Below are 19,238 nucleotides of genomic sequence, written 5' to 3' on the forward strand. Positions count from 1 at the left end.
GACCAATTATTCAACTGAACACCTCCATGGCTAGGCCCGCATACAAGCCAGTTCAGCCAAACAAATTGATCAGACCAAAACATCTAAGCAGGTCGGATTTACATGCCAATATATTTTAACGACCTACAACATCGCTAAGCCATTAAATTACATAGAAAAACCATAAATTGATCAGATAGATTACGATTTCCAAATCAGATTGATTGGTTGACACTATCGTCTGAAAAGAGTCTACTCGCTATGACCATCAAGTCCGATATTCATACTTGAGGCAACAACAAAGGAGAGGAATGCAAGAATGATAAATAACAATAAACGTCATCTGGCGATGGCTATCAGAGCAATCAATACCCTAGCAATTTCAGCTGCCACTTTGGCTTTTGCGCCACAGCTACTGGCACAGGAAGACGGCATCGATCAACTCGAAGAAGTGGTGGTTACCGGTATTCGTGCGTCGCTCGCAAATGCGCTTGACCAAAAGCGGGATGCGAACAATCTGGTCGAAGTTATTCAGGCCGAAGATATCGGTAAGTTACCGGACCAAAACTTGGCAGAAGTGCTAGAGAATGTGCCCGGCATCCAGATTACGCGTACTGCAGGTGTGGGCACCGGGGTACAAATTCGCGGTACTAATGATAACCGCACTGAAATTAACGGTATTTCAACCGCTGGTTCTGGCGTGGGCCGCTCGGGCATCAGCTTCGATGATGTTGCCGCGTCTATGATCGCCTCTGTTGAAGTCACCAAAGCCCCAGAAGCAAAAACTATTGAAGGTTCCGTGGGCGGCACTATCAACCTAAAAACCATACGCCCGCTCGAATTAAAAGAGATGCTGGCTTCCGTTCGAGTACAAGGCGAAGAAAGTAGCTTATCAACCGACGGTATGACACCGCGCCTATCCGGCACTTGGGGCGACATGTGGCAAACCGACGCGGGCGAGTTCGGTGTGGTCATCAGCGGAAGCTACGCTGAGTCAGATGTTACCGCCTTCCGCCCCCGTGCCGATCGCGATAACTCTGTAGCATCAAATAGCGGCGCAGCGAGTGCCCAATCCTTTGACTTCCTACCCATTCAGTTTCTTATTCAGGATTACGATAACTTCGAATACGAAACAAAAAACGTCTCTGGCTCTTTCGAGTGGGCGCCTAATGACAACCTGACGTTCTATTTTGATGCCATGATCAACGAGCAAGAGCGCTTGCAAGAAAGCACTCGTGTGCAAGCATCGGGCGTGAGTGATTTACGCAATTTCTCAATCCCCACAGAATTTGAAACCGTCAACTTTGGCTCTCTCGATGGCCAACACATCGGTTCTATCCAAGCTGCAGCCAAGGGCGTAATCCAGGTTCAGAGCGACGATTCAGATCCAAACTTGCGCACCTCAACTGACACCGGTTCGCGCAAAACAAAAACCAATATATTCAGGCTGGGTACAGACTGGGAGAAAGATCGGTTTTCTGGCCGAGTTGAACTAGCTTTGTCATCATCTGACACGGTCAGCCCAGACTTTTCCACTACACTGAATTTTTTGAACCCCAATGTAACAATAGGTTCGGCTAACGATAACGGCACACCGTTTGAGTACGATCTAACGGGCGGCTCTTTAGCCTTCGGCATTGCTTACGATGAAGCCAACGCGCCAACCGTGGCACAAATGCTCGATCCCGCTAACTATGCTTTGCAACAGGTCAGCCAGTCGCAAGACAAAACTGAAAACAGCGAAAACGCATTTGTTGCGGATTTCTCATACGATCTAACAGACACCCTTCCGTTCATCACATCGGTTGATGCAGGCTATCGCTACAGCAAGAGTTCAAGCCTAAATGATGACCGAGGCTCGAACGTCAGCCTTTCAGGCTTGGCCAATAGCCCAACCGGTGATTTGTTCTCAAGCGTTATGACAGCTGGCCCGGATAATTTCAATGACGCGGATGGTAGAGCCCTATATGTACGCGACTTCCTGATTATTGATCCAGAAAAGGCGCTGAATAATCCGCAAGCAGTGTTAGCTGCGTTGAACGCGGCCATTCAAGCGAACAACCCCGGTCAAAACCCAATTAGCTCGCCAACATCCACCTCAAATGCGTTCTTTGATATTGACGAAACTACCAATTCGCTCTATCTACAAGCCAATTTTGAAGAGGGTATTTTCCGCGGTAACTTCGGTGTGCGTTATTTGCAAACGGACGTGACTTCAATCGGTAATGCGATCACCACCGATGGCAGCGGTAACGAGGTAGTGACAAAAGCCACCACCAAGAGCAACTATGACTTCTTACTACCACGAATCAACGTGGCCGCGAGCGTCACCGAAGATGTTCTCCTACGTGCCGCTTGGTCCAAAGACATTCGTCGCCCAGACTTTGATGACCTATCAACCTCAGCTAGCTATGAAACCAGCCCTAATGCGTCGGTTGATATCGGTAATCCAGATCTAGAGCCCGAAGAAGTAACGTCATGGGACATAGGTGTTGAGTGGTACTTTGCACCCGCCGCCGTGGTCAGCTTAGGTTACTTCAACAAGGACCGTGAAAACCTATTTGTCGATTCGATCGACAGCGCCTATCAAGACCCAGTGACTGGGTATCGCGATATTGTCGGCCCTGCGTGTGAAGCGGGCGGTGTTTGGAACCCCATTGCGCTACACAACGTATTTGGCTCTAACTCTGCCGCCACAGGTATTTGTGTGGATGCCGCAACAACCAATAACGGTGCGGGAAAAACCACGCAAAGCGGTTGGGAATTGGCGTTCCAGTATGACCTTTCCAACTTCGAAGATCAGCTTGGCTGGGCATCCGGATTCGGTGTTGCCGCTAACTATACCAAGCAGAAATTCGAAGGCGGTAATGAATACCTCTACCCAACAAGCCGTGCCGAAACTGTATTTGGTTTGCTTGGGGCCACAGATGTTCAGTTAAAAGCGCAATTGCTTGACCTGTCGGAAGATTCCTACAACATCACTATGTACTACGAGAAATTCGGTCTGTCAGCCAGGGCTCGTTATACATGGCGTGATGCTTATCGTTCCGAGGATTTCGGTAGCACCTCCAGCTACCCCTGGGGCTTCCCAGTGGTCCAAGAGGCTAGAGGCCAGCTAAACGCTAGCATCAACTACGATGTCACGGATAACTTAGCACTCGGACTCGAAGCGATTAACATCACTGAATCTGAAGTTAAACAATCGTGCGTCAACGAAGGCTCGCTGTTGTGCTTCCAAGGCCTAACGGATCGCCGCGTGACAATCGGTATGAGCTACAAGTACTAATTGATTTTTTAGTCGTTACCAAAAAGGCTGGGAATTTATTCCCAGCCTTTTTTTTGCGTTAGAGCTTTAACGCCAATTAAAAATTCAGCATCTCCATCTAATCAGCTCAGCGTGCAGTTAAGTGCTTTACCATCGCTTCGCCAACGCCGTGAGCACTGGCAGGATTTTGGCCAGTGATCACGCGTTCATCCTCGACTACAAATGCATGCCAAGGCTGCACCTTGTTGTATCGGGCGGCTTGTCGAGCCAAAGACTCTTCCAGTAAAAATGGAATCTTACCAATCGTACCGAAATCCACTTCTTCTTCGCGGGTAAAGCCGGTCACGGATTTACTCGCCAATAATTTATCACCGTTACTTAAGGTAATCGGCAACAATGCCGCAGGGCCATGACAAACAGCGGCTAAAAGACCGCCAGCCTCATAGTGTTTCGCACTCAATGCGGCAAAGGCTTCATTCGTCGCTAAATCAGACAGCAAGCCAAAACCACCGGGATAAAAAATTGCATCGTAATCGTCAACGTTTATGTGAGACACAGGCACGGTGTTGTTAATGCGATTTTGAAATTCATCGTCCGATAAGATCCGGCTGTTTACCTCATCACCCGCCATGTCGGTGCCATACAAAGGGGTTTTACCCCCCTTGATCGAAGCCAACTCATAGTCAAACCCAGCCGCCAAGAGCACCTCAAGCGCGTGGGTAAGTTCAGGCGCATAGGTACCGTTGGCCTCATCGGTATCACCAAGTGTTGCGTGGTTAGTTAATGGGATAAGAATTTTCTTCATACGTCACTCCAAAATTGACCAAGGCTTATGCTCACACCCTGTCGTTTAATTACCGTGCAAGCAGGTTAATTAAATACACATCGAACGTTAATACCGTAAAATGGCAAATCATTATTGCTATTTAGCAACAATAGGAGCCGCAATGGACAGTTTTGATGGTGTTATCGAGTTTGTCGCCGTGGCGGAATGCCACGGATTTGCTGCCGCGGCCAAACAATTAGGCTGTAGCACGAGCCACGTTAGCCGCCAGGTATCAAGACTTGAGCAGCGCCTAGGGAGCGCCTTGCTGGCCAGAACAACCCGCTTAGTCAGCTTGACCCAGTCGGGTGCTGCTTACTACCAACAGTGCAAAGAGCTAGTCGTGGGCTTGCAGCAAGCCAATGAACACATTAGCCAACAGCAATTTCAGCTAAATGGCACCTTGCGCGTCAGCGGCGCCGGCCCATTTGCCGAACAATTTGTTGCGCCGGCCTTAATGGCCTTTGGTCATGACCACCCCGACCTGACTATCGATATGGATTTTAATAGCCGTATCGTCAATTTCGTTGAAGACAATTTCGACTTCGCGATCCGCTACGGGAAACTCGCCGATTCTGGACTGATTGCGAGAAAGTTGGCAAGCCGCTCCATGATGGCCGTAGCCAGCCCAACATATTTACAACATAACGGCATACCAACACACCCCACACAACTCAATGTGCACAGCTGTTTAATTTCAAATAATGATCACTGGCAATTTGAGCACCAAGGCATCAGCCAGAGTATTAAAGTTAGCGGACGCTGGCGCAGTAATAACGCCCATGCCGTCGTTCAGGCCTGCCAGCAAGGCTTAGGCATTGCCTACATGCCCAAAAGTAGTTTTAACGCGTTGCTGGAACACGGTTTGTTAACGCCTGTGCTAGAACCTTTTTGGAGTAAGGGCGCAAGCAGTTGGATTGTGTATCAAAATCGGCGTTTTATGCCGTTGCGAGCAAGGCTTGCCATTGATTATTTGTTAGCGTACTTTGCCGATTGGCAAGAGTAATTGCGAACTTCACGCACGGCTCAGCTTACCCACTCACGACAGGCCATGGCAGGTCGATTCACAACACAGAGCGCTAAAACGCCCGCACAACGCAACAATAAAAATTACTGGGCGGCATTGCATTGCTGGTGAACCGAAAACCACCACCGCCAACATTTTTCAGCAGGAAAATCAAAATGAATATTGCACCTGTTTTCACCTTTGCAGCATTACTTAGCGCCAACGCACTCGTTAGCGCTGCGCCGGCCCCAGCCCAAGATGCCTTCTTCAATAATCTAAAACAGTTATGCGGTAAAGCCTTTGCGGGTAAAGTGACTGTTGATAACGCACCAGGTGGCGGTTTTGATAACAAATTACTCGTCATGCACCTGCGCCAATGTGACAACAACAAGCTACATATTCCTTTTCATGTCGGCGATGATGCCTCGCGCACGTGGGTAATCACTAAAACCGAAACTGGCTTACAGCTCAAGCACGATCATCGCCATAAAGATGGCAGCGAAGATAGGCTCACACAATACGGCGGCCACACCCTTGAACCAGGCTGGGCGCAGGTACAATCCTTCCCCGCCGATCAAGAAACCAAGGAGCTTTTTGTGCGCGAAGGTATTCCACAATCAAACGGCAACACTTGGCAGATGTATATTTACCCAACAGTATTTACCTACCGCATGGTGCGCGAAGGCCGGGAGTTTAAAGTCGACTTTGATTTAACAAAACCAATCGCAGTACCAAGCACGCCTTGGGGTTGGGAATAGCGCGCTCTACCTACTCATTGCGCGGTGACTATTTTAGTTCAGTTGCCTGCAATGGGCATTCAATACACTTTCGGGGTAACGCCTAAGTCAGCACATGGAGATAATGTTCGTGCACTCGATAGGCAAACTGGCGGTAGCGACCGAATGCTTATCCGCCATCAGCTTCCAGAATGTCTTTCAAGTTGCGCAGCGACTTTACCGGTACCTGAGCTAGATTTAGCCTAACCAACCAATCGGGTAAAGCACCGGCTGGGTCGATAAACTGGGTCCATTCAATATGTGTTTGCGCCCCCTTGGGTGTCAGCAGAAAAGCACCAGCGGCGTGTTTCACGCGAACATAGCGCGTATTGCGGGTTTGGGCACAATGGCTATCAAGATTATTGTCGCAATAGCTCGGCTCGGCGGAAAGATTTATCGCGACTTGCTTGGTCTGCTCATCTCGTACGATTTCCGCCAACATAATCATATCGCGACCACTGACCACCGGAAGCTTGGTGACCTGGTAAATATAGGCGGTACTAAAATCATCCATGGCAAGGATGCGACTCAGCTCACAACCATGTACCCATTCAGCGTGTCGGCTGAAATCCATAATAAAATTCATCACTTTATCGACCGGTGCATCGACATCAACGGTCGCCCTGAATTCGGGCAGGGAATCTGTAGGCCCCATACGCGTATAGTACTTCAACGCGCCCTGTTGTTTTTGTAATTGCCAATCCTTGCTTACCGTCGAACAGGCGCTAAGCGCAACAGCCAAAAACGCCAGGCCGAACATTCTAGCAACCAGTGTTCGAATGGATGATGTGGTCACGATAATAATCCTAAAATAATGAATTGTACGTCAATTGCCAATATTCGACGACGCAAACTGTGCCGCCCTAGAAAGCGCCATCATAGAGAGATACGGGGCGACATTAAAATAAGTTGCAAGTAGATTCACACATTAACCCCGTAATCACCTTTGCGCTGCTTGCTCCTCAATAACTGCGTCGGCGGTGGTCATTACACCTATGTCTCACCACCAAGCCTTAGTACTCACCCTTTATGCTTCATCTTAACGCAGCATCACCGGGTGATTAACACTTTGGCGTTATCAAGTTTGCCTATAGAATATCCAACACTTAAAATACGCTGCAACTTTTTCCTGATCCACACCGTATCGTTTTGTAAGGACACACCTTTGGATAACGAAGAATTGATGAGTCTGTTGGCTCGCTGCGCACTACGTGACCAAAAGGCATTAGCGCGGTTATACCAAAAAACGGCGGCCTATCTGAATGCAGTGGCCTACCGCATGCTAGGCTCAAGCGATGCTAGCAACGATGTACTGCAAGAAGCATTTGTGCAGATTTGGGATAACGCAGCAAGCTACACGCCAAGTCAAGCCAAGCCTTTAACGTGGATGACGAGCATTGTTCGCTATCGAGCCATAGACAAGATCAGGCTCGAGCGACGCCACCAGAATCGCCCGCCAGCAGAAGAAGAAGCCAACATACTGCTGAGTACACCCGACGCAGACACACAAGAGGATATCCACCAGCGCTTCCGTTTAAATGAGGAATTAAAAAAGTGTTTCGAGGTGATGAATGAAAACTTTAGACGCAGTGTACAACTCGCCTATCTTCAGGGCTATTCGCGAGAAGAAATAGCAGAAACGCTGGGTGCCAATATCAACACCGTAAAATCTTGGTTGCGGCGCGGTGCTGCGAATCTAAAGGCGTGCTTAGAAGGCACGCACGGGGGTAAGACCCAATGAGTAATTCAAACGACAAAAAGGCGCTAGCTTTTGAGTATGTGCTAGGTACCTTAAGAGGCGAAGAGCGAGACGTTTTTATTCAGCAATTGCGCTCAGATGAAACCCTAGCAATTGAAGTTCGCTATTGGGAGGCGGCACTGATGCCAGCACCCGATAGCGTCACACCCTTGGCGCCGAAACCAGATACCTTTAAAAATATACAAGCCGTTATAGACAATCGGTCACGTGCGTCGCAATACAAACCCGAAGGTTTCTGGGGAAAGCTGCTAGCGTGGAAAATGGCAACCGCCATAGCCTTTTCTTTGCTGCTCGTAGTGAGCGGGTTACTGGTCAACAATACCCTACAGCATCAAAGCCTTAGCGGGGCGCCAAACGCCGATTATGTAGCGGTACTGTTGAACGAAGCCAATGAGCCAATACTAACGGCCTTAACTGCCCAGGACGGCAGCAAGCTGTGGTTGAAGTGGGAGCATTGGCAAGCCCCGAAGGGTCATAGTTTACAACTGTGGTCGCAATCGCGACGGGATGGTGAAATACGCCCCTTATTGGTTTTCGATAGCGCAGAACAGCTTGAAGAAGTAGAACTGGATCAAGCAACCTGGCGTCTTATCAAAGACTCTTCACACTTAATTATCACGCGAGAAGACATTGGCGGGTCACCAATTGATGAACCTAGCCAGCAGATTATCGCAAAGGGTGTTTGTATTCGGATCGCCAACAAGGATGGTCGAGCATAGGACATCGTTATGAGAATCAAAACGTCAAGCTGGCGAAGCTACTTTTTAACATTATGTCTTTCCTGCCTGGCAAATATTTCCCAAGCCACAAATATTCAGGTAGCAGATACAGCCTTACAAGCGTGCCTGAACAAACAGGCGAGAACGAATAACTGGTCTCAACCCGCTCAATTCACGGAGATCTCCTGCCACAGCCAAGGCGTAAAATCACTAGAAGGTTTACTACAATTCAAGAATCTTGAAACCATATCGCTATACAATAATAAGTTAGAACACATTGATATCGACTTGGAAAGTTTACCAAAGTTAAAAACGCTTAACCTAGCACGCAACAATTTAACAAATATCGATATTTCAGCCTTAAACGAGCTAGGAAATTTATACCTATTTGCCAACCAACTAACAACATTAAGCCTTTCGAACCTGCCCAAACTCGAGGTTTTAAAGGCCAATAATAATGTGCTAACCCAGTTCAGCTACGCCAACACGCCCAAGCTCAAAAAAATCTATATTTTCAATAATCAGCTAGAAACAATAAATATTTATGACCTGCCAGCACTACAATATATGGACTGTCGAGAAAATCCGATGCCCGATGAACTTTATGACCAAATGGATCAGGCAGACAATGTCACCTTCCTTCACGACGGCAATGCCGACGATTGGTAGCAGCCTTATTGCGCTACCGTTGTTGATGGTAGCACTGCTAGCGTCTGAGCCGGCTACATCGCTCGAATACAACTTAGACAAGCATCAGTTTGAGCTCGGGTTCCGGCCACGCGTGGCCTACGTTGAAGGTGAAGAAGATGCGCGGGCGGCTTCGCTATTGTTACGGCTGGACGTCAGGAGCCATTGGCGCGATGACCTTTCCACACTGCTTGAAGTCGACACTGTCGCCTTGGGCTGGGAAGATGAGTTTAGTAACGGTGAAAACTTCAATGGCAAACCGGTTATACCAGACGTTGGAGGCATAGACCTCAATCAAGCGCTCGTGCGCTATTCAGCCTCCAATAGGTTACAACTAAGTATCGGCCGGGAAGCTGTAAACCTTGGTAATGAGCGCTTTGTCGGCACAAACAGTTTTTGGCAAAATGAACAAACGCTGGATATGGCAGGGTTTAACGTCGATTTTGCGTCGGCATCCAATGTTAGCTACCGCTATGTCGCAAATGCCAATAGAATTTCTGGCGACGCAGCAGGTAAGTACCTCAGCCCTTCAGATTCAAACTTCGAGCAAAACAACGGGCTTAGGCCAGCGCAATTTCTTGGTAATCACAATCATAATACACACCTACTATTCGCTGAATTCAAAGAGTGGGACTATTCGCGCCTACAAGCCTATTACTTGAATATCGATATCGAAGAAGCATCGGCCCTATCTAATGAAGCTCTCGGCCTGCGATACGAATTCAAAGGTCGGCTGCATAAACTACGCTCACTGGCTCACGCCGAGTACGCTTTCCAAGAACGGCCGGAAACTAATAAAGGCAACCTAATCCACTATTACAATATCGGCGCCGGTTTTGGATATCAATCCAGTGAAATCAGTTTGAATATTGAAACGCTGGGGGAGAAATATGGCACCAGCTTCGTCACGCCCTTAGCCTCATTGCATGATTTTAATGGCTGGTCGGATCAATTTTTAATCACGCCAAAGGGTGGCTTACGCGACTATTCTATGCAGTATATCTGGCGCAAGAACCCTTGGAAAATTGATACCCGCTACCATAAGTTTAAGGCCGACGATAATAGCACCAGCTATGGCCGCGAATTTGATGTCGACCTATCCATGAATATTAGTGGCGACAGTACCTTATTACTTCGCTATGCAGATTTTATCGCTGATGATGACAATTACGCCGATGAGCGGCGCATATTTTTAATGTACATTTACAACTTATAAATTTTCCCCCGCAGCTAAAGCTTCACTATCAATCAACCTGAAAAACACCAGACCTACTCACCCTAGCCAAATTGAGTCTCCACCTGAAAATCACTCTGTTCTAGCGTGCACATAGCAGTTAAAGCGATCCCTACCTGCAACTTTCCTCCTCCTCCGTTCGTATTGTTGATCAAGAGGCGAGCAGTAATCGTCTCATCACTCACCTATTAATACGACAAGGAATGACCAATGAGCTTGCACACAATAATGGATATATTACAGCTAAGTTGTTTAGGAAAAGGAGGTTCATATATTCCGTTTTCACAAAATTATGCACCCACAAGCAATATCATCAATATGACCCCCTATACCGCAGGTGGTATTTGTCAGGCACTAGCGGCTAAATGGATTGTGCAGCACGCCAACGATTCCAGTCTGTGGAGCTGGCTCTATCTTCCCGGCACACGCACGGTCAACAAGGCATCCGTGGTGCAGTTAATGCACAACTTTATCGACGGATGGGTACAACGTGGCCCACACGCCAACCCCACAACCTGCAAAAAATATCCCTTGGGAATGACCTACCAAGATTACGTTACCGAGCGCTATCTAGGGTTCTATGGCGTAAAACGTCGCCAGATGGTATTAAAGGCCTTCATGGGCACACAGCACCAACTCATCGGCACCGGTTCAGACGGCTATTGCCTGGCTCATCGATTACAGGAATCCTTTCTAAATGCCAAAGGTGGTTCCTATGTGCTGATCGTTATCAAGGGCACCCACAACAATCAACCGGTCGGGCACGCTATGTCAGCTTTTGTAGGGTCTGGGGATATCGCTTTTTTTGATCCCAATTTCGGTGAATTCTGGTTTCCCAATCAAGTCAATTTCAGAACCTGGTTCAAACAATACTGGGCAACATCAGAATACAAAAATATCTTCCGTAACTTCTACCTTTTGCCTTACGGTAAAGCCATGTAATCAACGAAAATAACGCGAGATGGGCAGTCAACCTAGTCAAACGAGTAGCAACACGAGAGGAATATAAGGGTCAAGTTTAATGGTACTGAGTACTTTAATTGTAGACGTAAACCGTGAACTGACCCGCTTCCTGCCTGCGAATTAAGGCGCACCAGGCATCTATTGACCGGTAATTCCACCTACAAAGCAGAACCCGTAGTGAGTTCATTCACGAGCGGTTGGGCCTTACATACTGTGCAAATGTTACATCGGAATAATCGTCTACGGTGCCAATGCTTGATGCTTCAAATACCTTGGCAAAAAGGATTCAATGACAGCTCCCTTTGAGCTTTCGTTATAGATGAATGCTCTTAGAAATCAAAAAGTCCTTTTTCAAGATTTCACCCCACCCTGCGTTAGGTCACTAGGGTTTAAAAGTCGCTCAAGTTCTGAGCGACTAAGATCTGTCTCCTCCTCTGCCACATCAATAATCGTGCGACCCGATGCGTAAGCTCTCTTAGCAATAGCAGCCGCCTTTTGATAACCAATAAGCGGATTCAACGCAGTCACCAAAATAGGATTTCTAGCCAAGGCTCGCTCAATATTATCTTTATTTACGGTAAACCCGCTAACGGCTTTATCCGCAAGTAATCGCGTGCTGTTGGCCAATAATTCAATGCTTTGCAGCAGGTTGTAAGCAATCACTGGCAACATAGCATTTAACTGAAAATTACCCGACTGCCCCGCTACCGTTATAGTAGTATCATTACCCATAACCTGTGCCGCCACCATGGTAATCGCTTCGGGAATAACGGGGTTCACTTTTCCAGGCATAATTGATGAACCTGGCTGCACAGCTTCTAATTGAATTTCACCTAATCCGGAAAGCGGGCCCGAGTTCATCCAACGCAAGTCATTAGCTATTTTCATTAAGCTTACAGCTAAGGTTTTTAGTTGGCCCGACAATGCCACTGCCGTATCTTGACTACTAATACTGACAAAGAAATTCTCGCTAACGGTAAATGCTATACCGCAAAAATCACTCAGCTCTTGAACAAACACAGCCGAAAACTCCGGAGGCGTGTTAATGCCGGTGCCAACAGCAGTGCCACCTTGAGCAAGAGATTTTAGCTCGGGTAATATGGCTTGGAGCCGGTGCTTACTCTGCTGTATTTGCCCCGCCCAAGCATTTAGCTCTTGGTCGAATCGAATAGGCATGGCATCCATTAGATGGGTGCGCCCCGTTTTTACATAACTCTCCAGCGTTTTTGCCTTGTCTATCAAGCTTCGATATAAAATATCGAGCGCTGGCAGTAATTCTTGCTCAACGGCCAAAACAGCACTCACATGAATGGCGGTTGGGATCACATCATTACTACTTTGCCCTCTATTAACATCATCATTAGGGTCAACTTTTTTACCTAATTCCCTGCTCGCTATGGTTGCTATCACCTCATTGATATTCATGTTGGAGCTAGTACCTGAACCTGTTTGAAACACATCCACGGGAAACTGATCTGAGTATTGGCCAGATAGAAGCACATCACAAGCGCGGACAATTGCACTGGCAGTAGCGGCTTCTAACAACGCAAGTTTCTTATTGGCAAGCGCTGCGGCACGCTTTATTTTCGCCAAGGCCAGGATAAAACGCCTTGGCATTTCCAAACCACTAATAGGAAAATTATTAACCGCCCGCTGTGTTTGAGCGCCGTAAAAGGCGCTCGCAGGCACGTCTATATTACCTAGACTGTCGCTTTCCACTTTGAAATCACCCATTGTAGACCTCCTAGAACATTCCTATTTCTATCTTATCTTCAGCTAACACTATAACCTAGGAAAGTTATACAGCCGACGTTACCGCTATATCGGGCGGCTCCACTTGCATGCACCAGAAAGTAAGCATCACAATGTACCAGGAAAGCTCGCATAAATGCGTTAACACCTATGCGAGCCAACAAGTTAGTTATTTCTATACCCACCGCTCAAACAACGACTGGTATTAAACCTATCCGCACTCAATAATCGGAACGCCATTTAACTCATGTTGTGTTCTATCGAAATTTAGTTAGTAAAGAGTATTGACCTATAAGCGTGCTGTTATGTCATAAAGCCATTTCCATTTAATACGCCAATTTTTACAAAAAAAAGGGCTCAAGCGAGCCCCTTCAACAGCCTATAAAAGCCCTATGTTAGTGTTTAGTATGACAACGACCACGCTTATCATGCATAGAATGGCCACGATGGCGGCATCGATTTTTTTCCAAGGCTAGGGTCACAACCACTGGATCATGATCTGAACTGCGGTACTGGCCAACGCCAGTGAAGTCAATCTGATTACCATTTTCACCGTTGTAATAGCTCAACGCCTGATCGTATTGCAGCTGATAGAGTTCGACACCGTTGATATTCCAATGCGCCACATCGACGACACGTTCGGCCGCAGCCGTTGATGCAAGAACATGATCGAGCGAACCCACTTGGTCGGTTCCGTAAAAGAAGTAGGAAAAACCTTGGGGATCGTATTTATCTTTTAACGACACCAAGCCATAGGTTTTTATAACATCCGCAGCAGCGCTATTGCCAGCTTGCGTATTAACTGCACCCTTAATGGTATAACCACGCGCCTCCGGCGAGTAATCTGTTAACACGGCAATAGGATCTTCTTGACTGTAGCTATTTAGATCACCAATAACTAAGCGTTTTTCTGGCAAAGCCATGTGTTCCAACGCCTCGCCCAAAGCCACCGCCGCCGACACACGCAGGGCGTTACAGCTACCTTGAACTTGGCTTAGATCAGTCGCCGCATTGTCATCCTCATAACAGCGAGAACCTTTCGATTTAAAATGATTAACGACAACCGCAAAGGTATCGCCCGTATCTCGATGCATGAAGCGCTGCACTAAACTATTGCGCATGGCAACCACACCGTCACTACTCTCCTGCCTTGGCATCTCAATACCTTCCAGCACCCCCAATGCCTTGACTTTATTGCGCTTATAGATGATGGCATTGCTGATCGCATCTGAACCTGTGGCATTGTCATCAAAGGTAACGGCATAGCGATAAATTGAGCGGCCTATTTCCTGATTCAGCGCCGTAACCAAAGAGCGAATAGCACTCGACCTGCCGAAGCCGTCATTTTCTATTTCAACTAAACCCACTACGTCGGCATCTAATACTGCCAGCGCCTTAACAATCCGAGCTTCCTGCAAGGCAAATTCTTCAGCCGTTCCTGCACCGCGATTTTCTGGGTAGCTAAAGGTAACACTGCCGTCGTCAAGCACTTTACCATTGAAATAGTTCAGTACATTAAAGCTCGCCACGGATAAATTTCCATGGCGAATATCAGGCGCCTCCCTGCGGGTAGAGGTAATATCAAAGCCTTCTTTACTCGGGTTAATACGGTAAGTCCCGAATGAAAAATTTAATGGACCAGTCGCGGACACGACATCACCCACCCGTGGCGCATTAGCATAGCTAAGACCGTCGTAGCTTGGTGTCGAGTAGAAATCTATAATTTCTGGATAACTGATATCAACACCGTCTTCGATAACAAGTATATTGGCCGTGGCATTGGCAACCGCCTGTTGATATTCCAGGCTTAAAGGAACCGCCACGTCCGTGGGCGACCATTTCACGCCATCACTCACGAACATCTCACCGTACTTAGTGAAATTATCTAAACTGAATACAGTGGCACTCGCAACACTCGCAACCATACCCTCAATACTTTCTAGATTAATCAGGCCCTCGTAAGGCATCGGAATAACTACCGCGCTAACACCTTCATTGGTAAAACCGCAATCAAGCAACTTGCTCGCTTTGATCTGACTATTGCCGTAATACTCACCAGCCTCGCCCAGTACGCGAACGATATGCTGCTTATTAACTTGGCCGGCGAAACTACCAAAGATAAAAATGCCTTCTGAGCTGGCACTGCTGCCATCATAATCGGCCGCCTCCTCCTGCAAGAAAAAACCATTGCTACGCAACCCGGTAACGATACCTTCAACCACCACCTGCTCACCGGCATTCGTCACTGAGTCAGCAGTACCCTGCACGCCACTAATCAACGTGGCAGGCTCTGAACAGGCGCCAATCTCGAGTGTTTCTCCATTGTCAGCACCGTCACCATTGCCATCACCAGAATCACCAATATCGCTAAAACTGGCAATGGGCATGGCACTGGCAGCGCCGGTATTATCTAACTCGCCATCCCATGCATCGGCCCCGCTAAAGTGCCATTGGTTAACATCAAACGCGCCATGATTGGCAGCACTGCCATTGTTACGATAGGCCCAGCCGTCTTGATGATCCCAAACCGTGCCAGTGCCATCCACATTAATGTCGCCGAACTGATCGATAACTAGACCGTCTTTAAAAATTTCGATGGCATCATCACCGTTTATGTTGGCGGTAGAGTCATTAAATAGGTAAGTAGGCGTGAAACCAAAATAGTCGGTAAATCCGTCAGAACCGTAGCTCGAAGAATAACTGGTAACATACAAGTAATTCCCTGCCCCCACTTCAATAGCTGGAAAGGTCATTTCTTGTCCGTCTGAACCGCCGCCATTATTCGCCGAGCCCGCGCCATAGATACTCAGGTCCGCTATATACGCATCGGTGTACAACTCAAAGCCTTTCGGCAAACCGCCCGGCAAGGGGCCGTCAAACACACCGGTAATAACAAGATCAGCTTGCGTCTGCAGCGATAGCGCCGCCAACACAGTGGCAAGAATGCCATGATTTTTCATTAACAATATCCTTATTCGCGTTATAAGTGGGCAGGCTTAAAGGTAAGCCAAAACAGGTGATAAAACGATTAACGGGCCTATTTGAGCAAAAGAAAATGACGAGCGAATAGCATTTACATGACGCTTATAAGAAGCTTTTGTTGCAGATTAAATTCACGAAAATCTGGGTCTAACAAGCCATTCCTTTCATAAGCTAAAGCGAGATAAATTAACGTAAATTAGAGTTAAATCCATTTTATTGTAGCGTTAGTCATGACCTATTAAAAATAGTACATTCATAAAAATTTTGACTAACATGATGAGTTGGTCGCCACCGAGTCGTTTGACCTACTTGGCAATTAATAAGATGCAGAGATTTCGGCAGCCTAGCGCCAGGCCACGACGTCGAAGATATGATGACTAAGCTAAAAATTGAACTTAGCCAATTTAAGATTGAATAACCTGGGCAATTATTAACAACGGACGCCCAATGTTCTAGCGCGCACGCTATTCAAACCCGATAAATTCAGCGTCTAGTGCACAGGTGCCTGAGGTAACCACACACTCACACGCAGCCCCCCTACCTCGCGATTATGCAGGCCAATATGGCCGCCATGGGCTTCAATAATTTCACGACACAGGGGTAAACCTAAACCCGTACCAGACTGCTTGGTAGAGTAAAAAGGCAACAGAGCTTGCTCTAAAACAGCGTTCGACATACCACTGCCCTGATCATCAATATTGAGGCAGAAACCCCGCACCTCGGCCCGCACTTGATCGACAATGGTCAAAACAATGGCATCGCTGGGCGAGCCAGACTCATGGGCGTTCTTTAAAAGGTTCAGTAAAACCTGCTCAAGCTGCACCAAATCAAAAAATCCGGTGCTAGCAGGTAATGGCGCACCTAAGGCAAATGGGTAGTGTTGCGCTAGCTGCTCCGTTAATCGGCTCCAGTCAACCTCACTGGGCCGCGGCAAAGGTAATTTAGCAAAGCGCGCATAGTTGTCGATAAATTGGCTCAAATGTGCAGTTCTATCCTCAATGGTGTCGAAGATAAGCGTCAGTTTTTCATTGTGCAAATCGCGGGTGAGCATTCGCCCCGAGTTTACCATGGAAGCGATAGGTGCAACTGAGTTATTAAGTTCGTGACTGACAATGCGAATCACTTTTTTCCAAACGGCAACCTCTTGGCGATTTAGTTCGCGAGTCATATGTTTAAGCAGTATTAAATTGTGACGCTGGTTATTTAACTGAAAGCGGCCACGGCTTAAATGCCAGGTTTCCAACTCTTCGCCCATGGAAAAGAGTACGTCTTCTTTGCTTGACAATGCCTGAGCAAGTTCAACCGGCACCTCGCGAAGCAGCTCATGAAGCGGTAAACCTTCCATTTTAGTGCCCTGGTGAAACAGATGGCGTGCGGCATCATTGGCGTAGATAATGCGATCACCTGAATCCAACAACAACATGACATTGGGAGAGCTTTGAATAACCTTATCGAGTAGGAGCTCGCGCTGATAAATATACTGCCGCTCTTTACGCAAAATATCGGCGGATTCATTGAACAATTGTGCCAGTGCCTTTATCTGGCTATCGCCTTTAACGGGCAAGTTAACGCTGAAGTCATTGTCTTTAAAGTTCAGCAGGCCAATCTCTAACGCAGACAAACCTTCGGCCAAATTGCGCGTCACCCAAGCGAGGCCAATCCAGCACACGGCTAAACTCAGTGGTAACGCTAACCATCCTAAAACGCCGTTCAACCAAGGCTGACTGAATAACCATTGCCCAAGTCCGATACCAGCTGCGCAAGCAACAAGACCACATCCAATTATTTTTGTTCGGAGCTGCACGTTTAATCTGCATCCTTCTTTGAGTAGCCCTAGCAGTCGTCAAACAAGCACGACGCGGTAAACATTAAATGGTCATTGATGCCTCTCAATGCCCAATTTATCCATTCGCCGATAGAGCGACTGCCGACTCATACCAAACGCTTTAGCCACTCTAGCGATCACGCCGTTGTGCGCTTGTAAAGCTGCCTCTAGCTCGGGCTTCGTTATTTCCACGTCTTTTAGATGGCCAAGCTCGGTAGCATCTTGGCTGTTTAGCTCTGCTGATGAAACCTCTACGGATGAAACGAAATTAGCCTCACTGTCAGAAGCCACAACACCAAAATCAGCGGCACGCAATTCAGATGAGCTAGCCAATAAAACCGCTCGCTTACACGCATTTTCAAGCTCCCGAACATTACCTGGCCAAGCATAGTTAACCAGCGCCCTCTGTGCAGGCTTACCAATCGTGTGTGTAGTGCCAATAAAGTGTGATGCCAGGGGTAAAATATCATCGGGTCGCTGGGCTAACGGAGGCAGCGCCAGCTCTACCACATTGAGCCGATAGTAGAGATCTTCGCGAAAACTACCCCTTGTAATCGCCTCGGTTAAATTGGCATTGGTTGCGCTTAATACCCGCACCTTAACTTTACGCGTTTTGTGGCTACCCAAGCGTTCAAACTCACCGGTTTGCAAAACCCGCAATAATTTAACTTGGCCAGAGAGCGGTAGGTTTCCAATTTCATCTAAAAATAAGGTTCCGCCATCAGCCGCTTCGAAACGGCCGATTCTTGCTTTAGTCGCGCCGGTAAATGCACCGGCTTCGGCACCAAATAACTCGGCCTCCATCAAATCCATCGGCAGCGCACCCACGTTAACCTTAATAAATGGCTGGTTCATTAACGGTGAATTGGCATGTAAGATATCGGCAATTTTTTCCTTACCTGCGCCGTTCGGCCCGGTAATAAGTACAGAGACATCCGAGCGCGCTAACTGTAAAGCCAAATCAACACAGCGCTGCATGGCGCCACTACCGAAGATAAGGCCGCACAAATCGGCACCGGCAATCGCTTGCATACGCTCCGTATCCACGCGCGTAAGCTTGCGATTGGCGCGCGACATTTTATACAGTGCCACCAAATTATTTATACTGGTAAGTAGCTTACTATCATCCCAGGGCTTACCCATATAGTCTGCGGCACCGGCCTTAACCAGTTCTACAGCGGTTTCTAATTGGGTCCAGGCAGTCATCAGAATAATCGGAATATCGGGTTGAATATTCCTCAAACCGTAAAACAATATCTTGCCGTCTTCACCCGACGTGGTATCTCGGGTGAAATTCATATCTTGTATCACTAAATCGATATCTTGCGCTGCAACCCATTCGAGCGCAGTAGCGGCATTATCGCAACTTATTGCCCTATAACCATGCAGCTCTAACATCAAGGCAAGTGCTCTGCAGACCGCTTTGTTATCGTCTACGACGAGAATAGTATCCATAGAATATAATCAA

At 47.5% G+C, this 19,238-nt stretch carries 14 protein-coding genes; 8 read left to right on the forward strand and 6 right to left on the reverse strand.

The genetic code is table 11. The features are described from left to right. The first annotated feature begins 298 nt into the window (after positions 1 to 298). Positions 299 to 3,265 (forward strand): TonB-dependent receptor, encoded by a 2,967-nt coding sequence (locus ACGHTT_RS14075; protein WP_390591437.1) that lies wholly within the window; start codon positions 299 to 301, stop codon positions 3,263 to 3,265. A gap of 106 nt (positions 3,266 to 3,371) precedes the next feature. Here the strand turns inward: ACGHTT_RS14075 and ACGHTT_RS14080 are convergent, their stop codons facing one another. Next, complete coding sequence (locus tag ACGHTT_RS14080) at positions 3,372 to 4,049, reverse strand: type 1 glutamine amidotransferase domain-containing protein (protein WP_390591438.1); 678 nt, start codon at positions 4,047 to 4,049, stop codon at positions 3,372 to 3,374. Positions 4,050 to 4,191: 142 nt separating this feature from the next. Here ACGHTT_RS14080 and ACGHTT_RS14085 point away from each other — a divergent pair, with 142 nt between their 5' ends. Together ACGHTT_RS14085 and ACGHTT_RS14090 are read left to right on the forward strand one after the other, a co-directional pair. Next, positions 4,192 to 5,073 (forward strand): LysR family transcriptional regulator, encoded by an 882-nt coding sequence (locus ACGHTT_RS14085; protein ID WP_390591440.1) that lies wholly within the window; start codon positions 4,192 to 4,194, stop codon positions 5,071 to 5,073. Between the two features lie 176 nt (positions 5,074 to 5,249). Next, complete coding sequence (locus tag ACGHTT_RS14090; RefSeq protein ID WP_390591441.1) at positions 5,250 to 5,831, forward strand: hypothetical protein; 582 nt, start codon at positions 5,250 to 5,252, stop codon at positions 5,829 to 5,831. Between the two features lie 148 nt (positions 5,832 to 5,979). On the opposite strand, the gene ACGHTT_RS14095 is transcribed toward ACGHTT_RS14090, so the two are convergent. Beyond that, positions 5,980 to 6,645, reverse strand: coding sequence for an START domain-containing protein (locus tag ACGHTT_RS14095; RefSeq protein ID WP_390591442.1), 666 nt, complete (start codon positions 6,643 to 6,645; stop codon positions 5,980 to 5,982). Positions 6,646 to 7,014: 369 nt separating this feature from the next. On the opposite strand from ACGHTT_RS14095, the gene ACGHTT_RS14100 reads away from it, so the two are divergent. From ACGHTT_RS14100 to ACGHTT_RS14120, 5 genes are all read left to right on the forward strand, one after another. After that, positions 7,015 to 7,590 (forward strand): RNA polymerase sigma factor, encoded by a 576-nt coding sequence (locus ACGHTT_RS14100; protein ID WP_390591443.1) that lies wholly within the window; start codon positions 7,015 to 7,017, stop codon positions 7,588 to 7,590. Continuing rightward, on the forward strand, positions 7,587 to 8,327 hold the full coding sequence (locus ACGHTT_RS14105; RefSeq protein ID WP_390591445.1) for an anti-sigma factor domain-containing protein: 741 nt from the start codon (positions 7,587 to 7,589) through the stop codon (positions 8,325 to 8,327). Before ACGHTT_RS14100 ends, ACGHTT_RS14105 begins: the two co-directional genes overlap by 4 nt. A gap of 9 nt (positions 8,328 to 8,336) precedes the next feature. Then, positions 8,337 to 8,996, forward strand: coding sequence for a leucine-rich repeat domain-containing protein (locus tag ACGHTT_RS14110; RefSeq protein WP_390591446.1), 660 nt, complete (start codon positions 8,337 to 8,339; stop codon positions 8,994 to 8,996). Next, positions 8,956 to 10,230: a hypothetical protein gene (locus tag ACGHTT_RS14115; RefSeq protein WP_390591448.1), complete on the forward strand. Its 1,275-nt coding sequence runs from the start codon at positions 8,956 to 8,958 to the stop codon at positions 10,228 to 10,230. The genes ACGHTT_RS14110 and ACGHTT_RS14115 overlap by 41 nt, the downstream gene beginning before the upstream one ends. A gap of 228 nt (positions 10,231 to 10,458) precedes the next feature. Continuing rightward, positions 10,459 to 11,190 (forward strand): YopT-type cysteine protease domain-containing protein, encoded by a 732-nt coding sequence (locus tag ACGHTT_RS14120; protein WP_390591450.1) that lies wholly within the window; start codon positions 10,459 to 10,461, stop codon positions 11,188 to 11,190. A gap of 372 nt (positions 11,191 to 11,562) precedes the next feature. Here the strand turns inward: ACGHTT_RS14120 and ACGHTT_RS14125 are convergent, their stop codons facing one another. The 4 genes from ACGHTT_RS14125 to ACGHTT_RS14140 form a co-directional block, all read right to left on the reverse strand. Further along, positions 11,563 to 12,945 (reverse strand): class II fumarate hydratase, encoded by a 1,383-nt coding sequence (locus ACGHTT_RS14125; protein WP_390591451.1) that lies wholly within the window; start codon positions 12,943 to 12,945, stop codon positions 11,563 to 11,565. A gap of 413 nt (positions 12,946 to 13,358) precedes the next feature. After that, a complete protein-coding gene (locus ACGHTT_RS14130; protein ID WP_390591452.1) occupies positions 13,359 to 15,923 on the reverse strand; it encodes an ExeM/NucH family extracellular endonuclease in 2,565 nt (854 codons plus the stop codon). A 512-nt stretch (positions 15,924 to 16,435) separates the two neighbouring features. After that, positions 16,436 to 17,749 (reverse strand): sensor histidine kinase, encoded by a 1,314-nt coding sequence (locus ACGHTT_RS14135; protein WP_390591453.1) that lies wholly within the window; start codon positions 17,747 to 17,749, stop codon positions 16,436 to 16,438. A 72-nt stretch (positions 17,750 to 17,821) separates the two neighbouring features. After that, positions 17,822 to 19,225 carry a sigma-54-dependent transcriptional regulator gene (locus tag ACGHTT_RS14140; RefSeq protein ID WP_390591455.1) on the reverse strand — a complete coding sequence of 468 codons (1,404 nt, stop codon included), beginning with the start codon at positions 19,223 to 19,225 and terminating at the stop codon, positions 17,822 to 17,824. Between the last annotated feature and the right edge of the window lie 13 nt (positions 19,226 to 19,238).

Source organism: Simiduia litorea (genome assembly GCF_042853465.1).
In the GTDB taxonomy this organism is placed as follows: Bacteria; Pseudomonadota; Gammaproteobacteria; order Pseudomonadales; family Cellvibrionaceae; genus Simiduia; species Simiduia litorea.

What these genes read in the sequence shown, in the direction of transcription:
- ACGHTT_RS14075 (WP_390591437.1), top strand. Translation starts at nt 299, where the DNA reads ATGATAAATAACAATAAACGTCATCTGGCGATGGCTATCAGAGCAATC.
- ACGHTT_RS14080 (WP_390591438.1), bottom strand. Translation starts at nt 4,049, where the DNA reads ATGAAGAAAATTCTTATCCCATTAACTAACCACGCAACACTTGGTGAT.
- ACGHTT_RS14085 (WP_390591440.1), top strand. Translation starts at nt 4,192, where the DNA reads ATGGACAGTTTTGATGGTGTTATCGAGTTTGTCGCCGTGGCGGAATGC.
- ACGHTT_RS14090 (WP_390591441.1), top strand. Translation starts at nt 5,250, where the DNA reads ATGAATATTGCACCTGTTTTCACCTTTGCAGCATTACTTAGCGCCAAC.
- ACGHTT_RS14105 (WP_390591445.1), top strand. Translation starts at nt 7,587, where the DNA reads ATGAGTAATTCAAACGACAAAAAGGCGCTAGCTTTTGAGTATGTGCTA.
- ACGHTT_RS14110 (WP_390591446.1), top strand. Translation starts at nt 8,337, where the DNA reads ATGAGAATCAAAACGTCAAGCTGGCGAAGCTACTTTTTAACATTATGT.
- ACGHTT_RS14115 (WP_390591448.1), top strand. Translation starts at nt 8,956, where the DNA reads ATGTCACCTTCCTTCACGACGGCAATGCCGACGATTGGTAGCAGCCTT.
- ACGHTT_RS14120 (WP_390591450.1), top strand. Translation starts at nt 10,459, where the DNA reads ATGAGCTTGCACACAATAATGGATATATTACAGCTAAGTTGTTTAGGA.
- ACGHTT_RS14125 (WP_390591451.1), bottom strand. Translation starts at nt 12,945, where the DNA reads ATGGGTGATTTCAAAGTGGAAAGCGACAGTCTAGGTAATATAGACGTG.
- ACGHTT_RS14130 (WP_390591452.1), bottom strand. Translation starts at nt 15,923, where the DNA reads ATGAAAAATCATGGCATTCTTGCCACTGTGTTGGCGGCGCTATCGCTG.
- ACGHTT_RS14140 (WP_390591455.1), bottom strand. Translation starts at nt 19,225, where the DNA reads ATGGATACTATTCTCGTCGTAGACGATAACAAAGCGGTCTGCAGAGCA.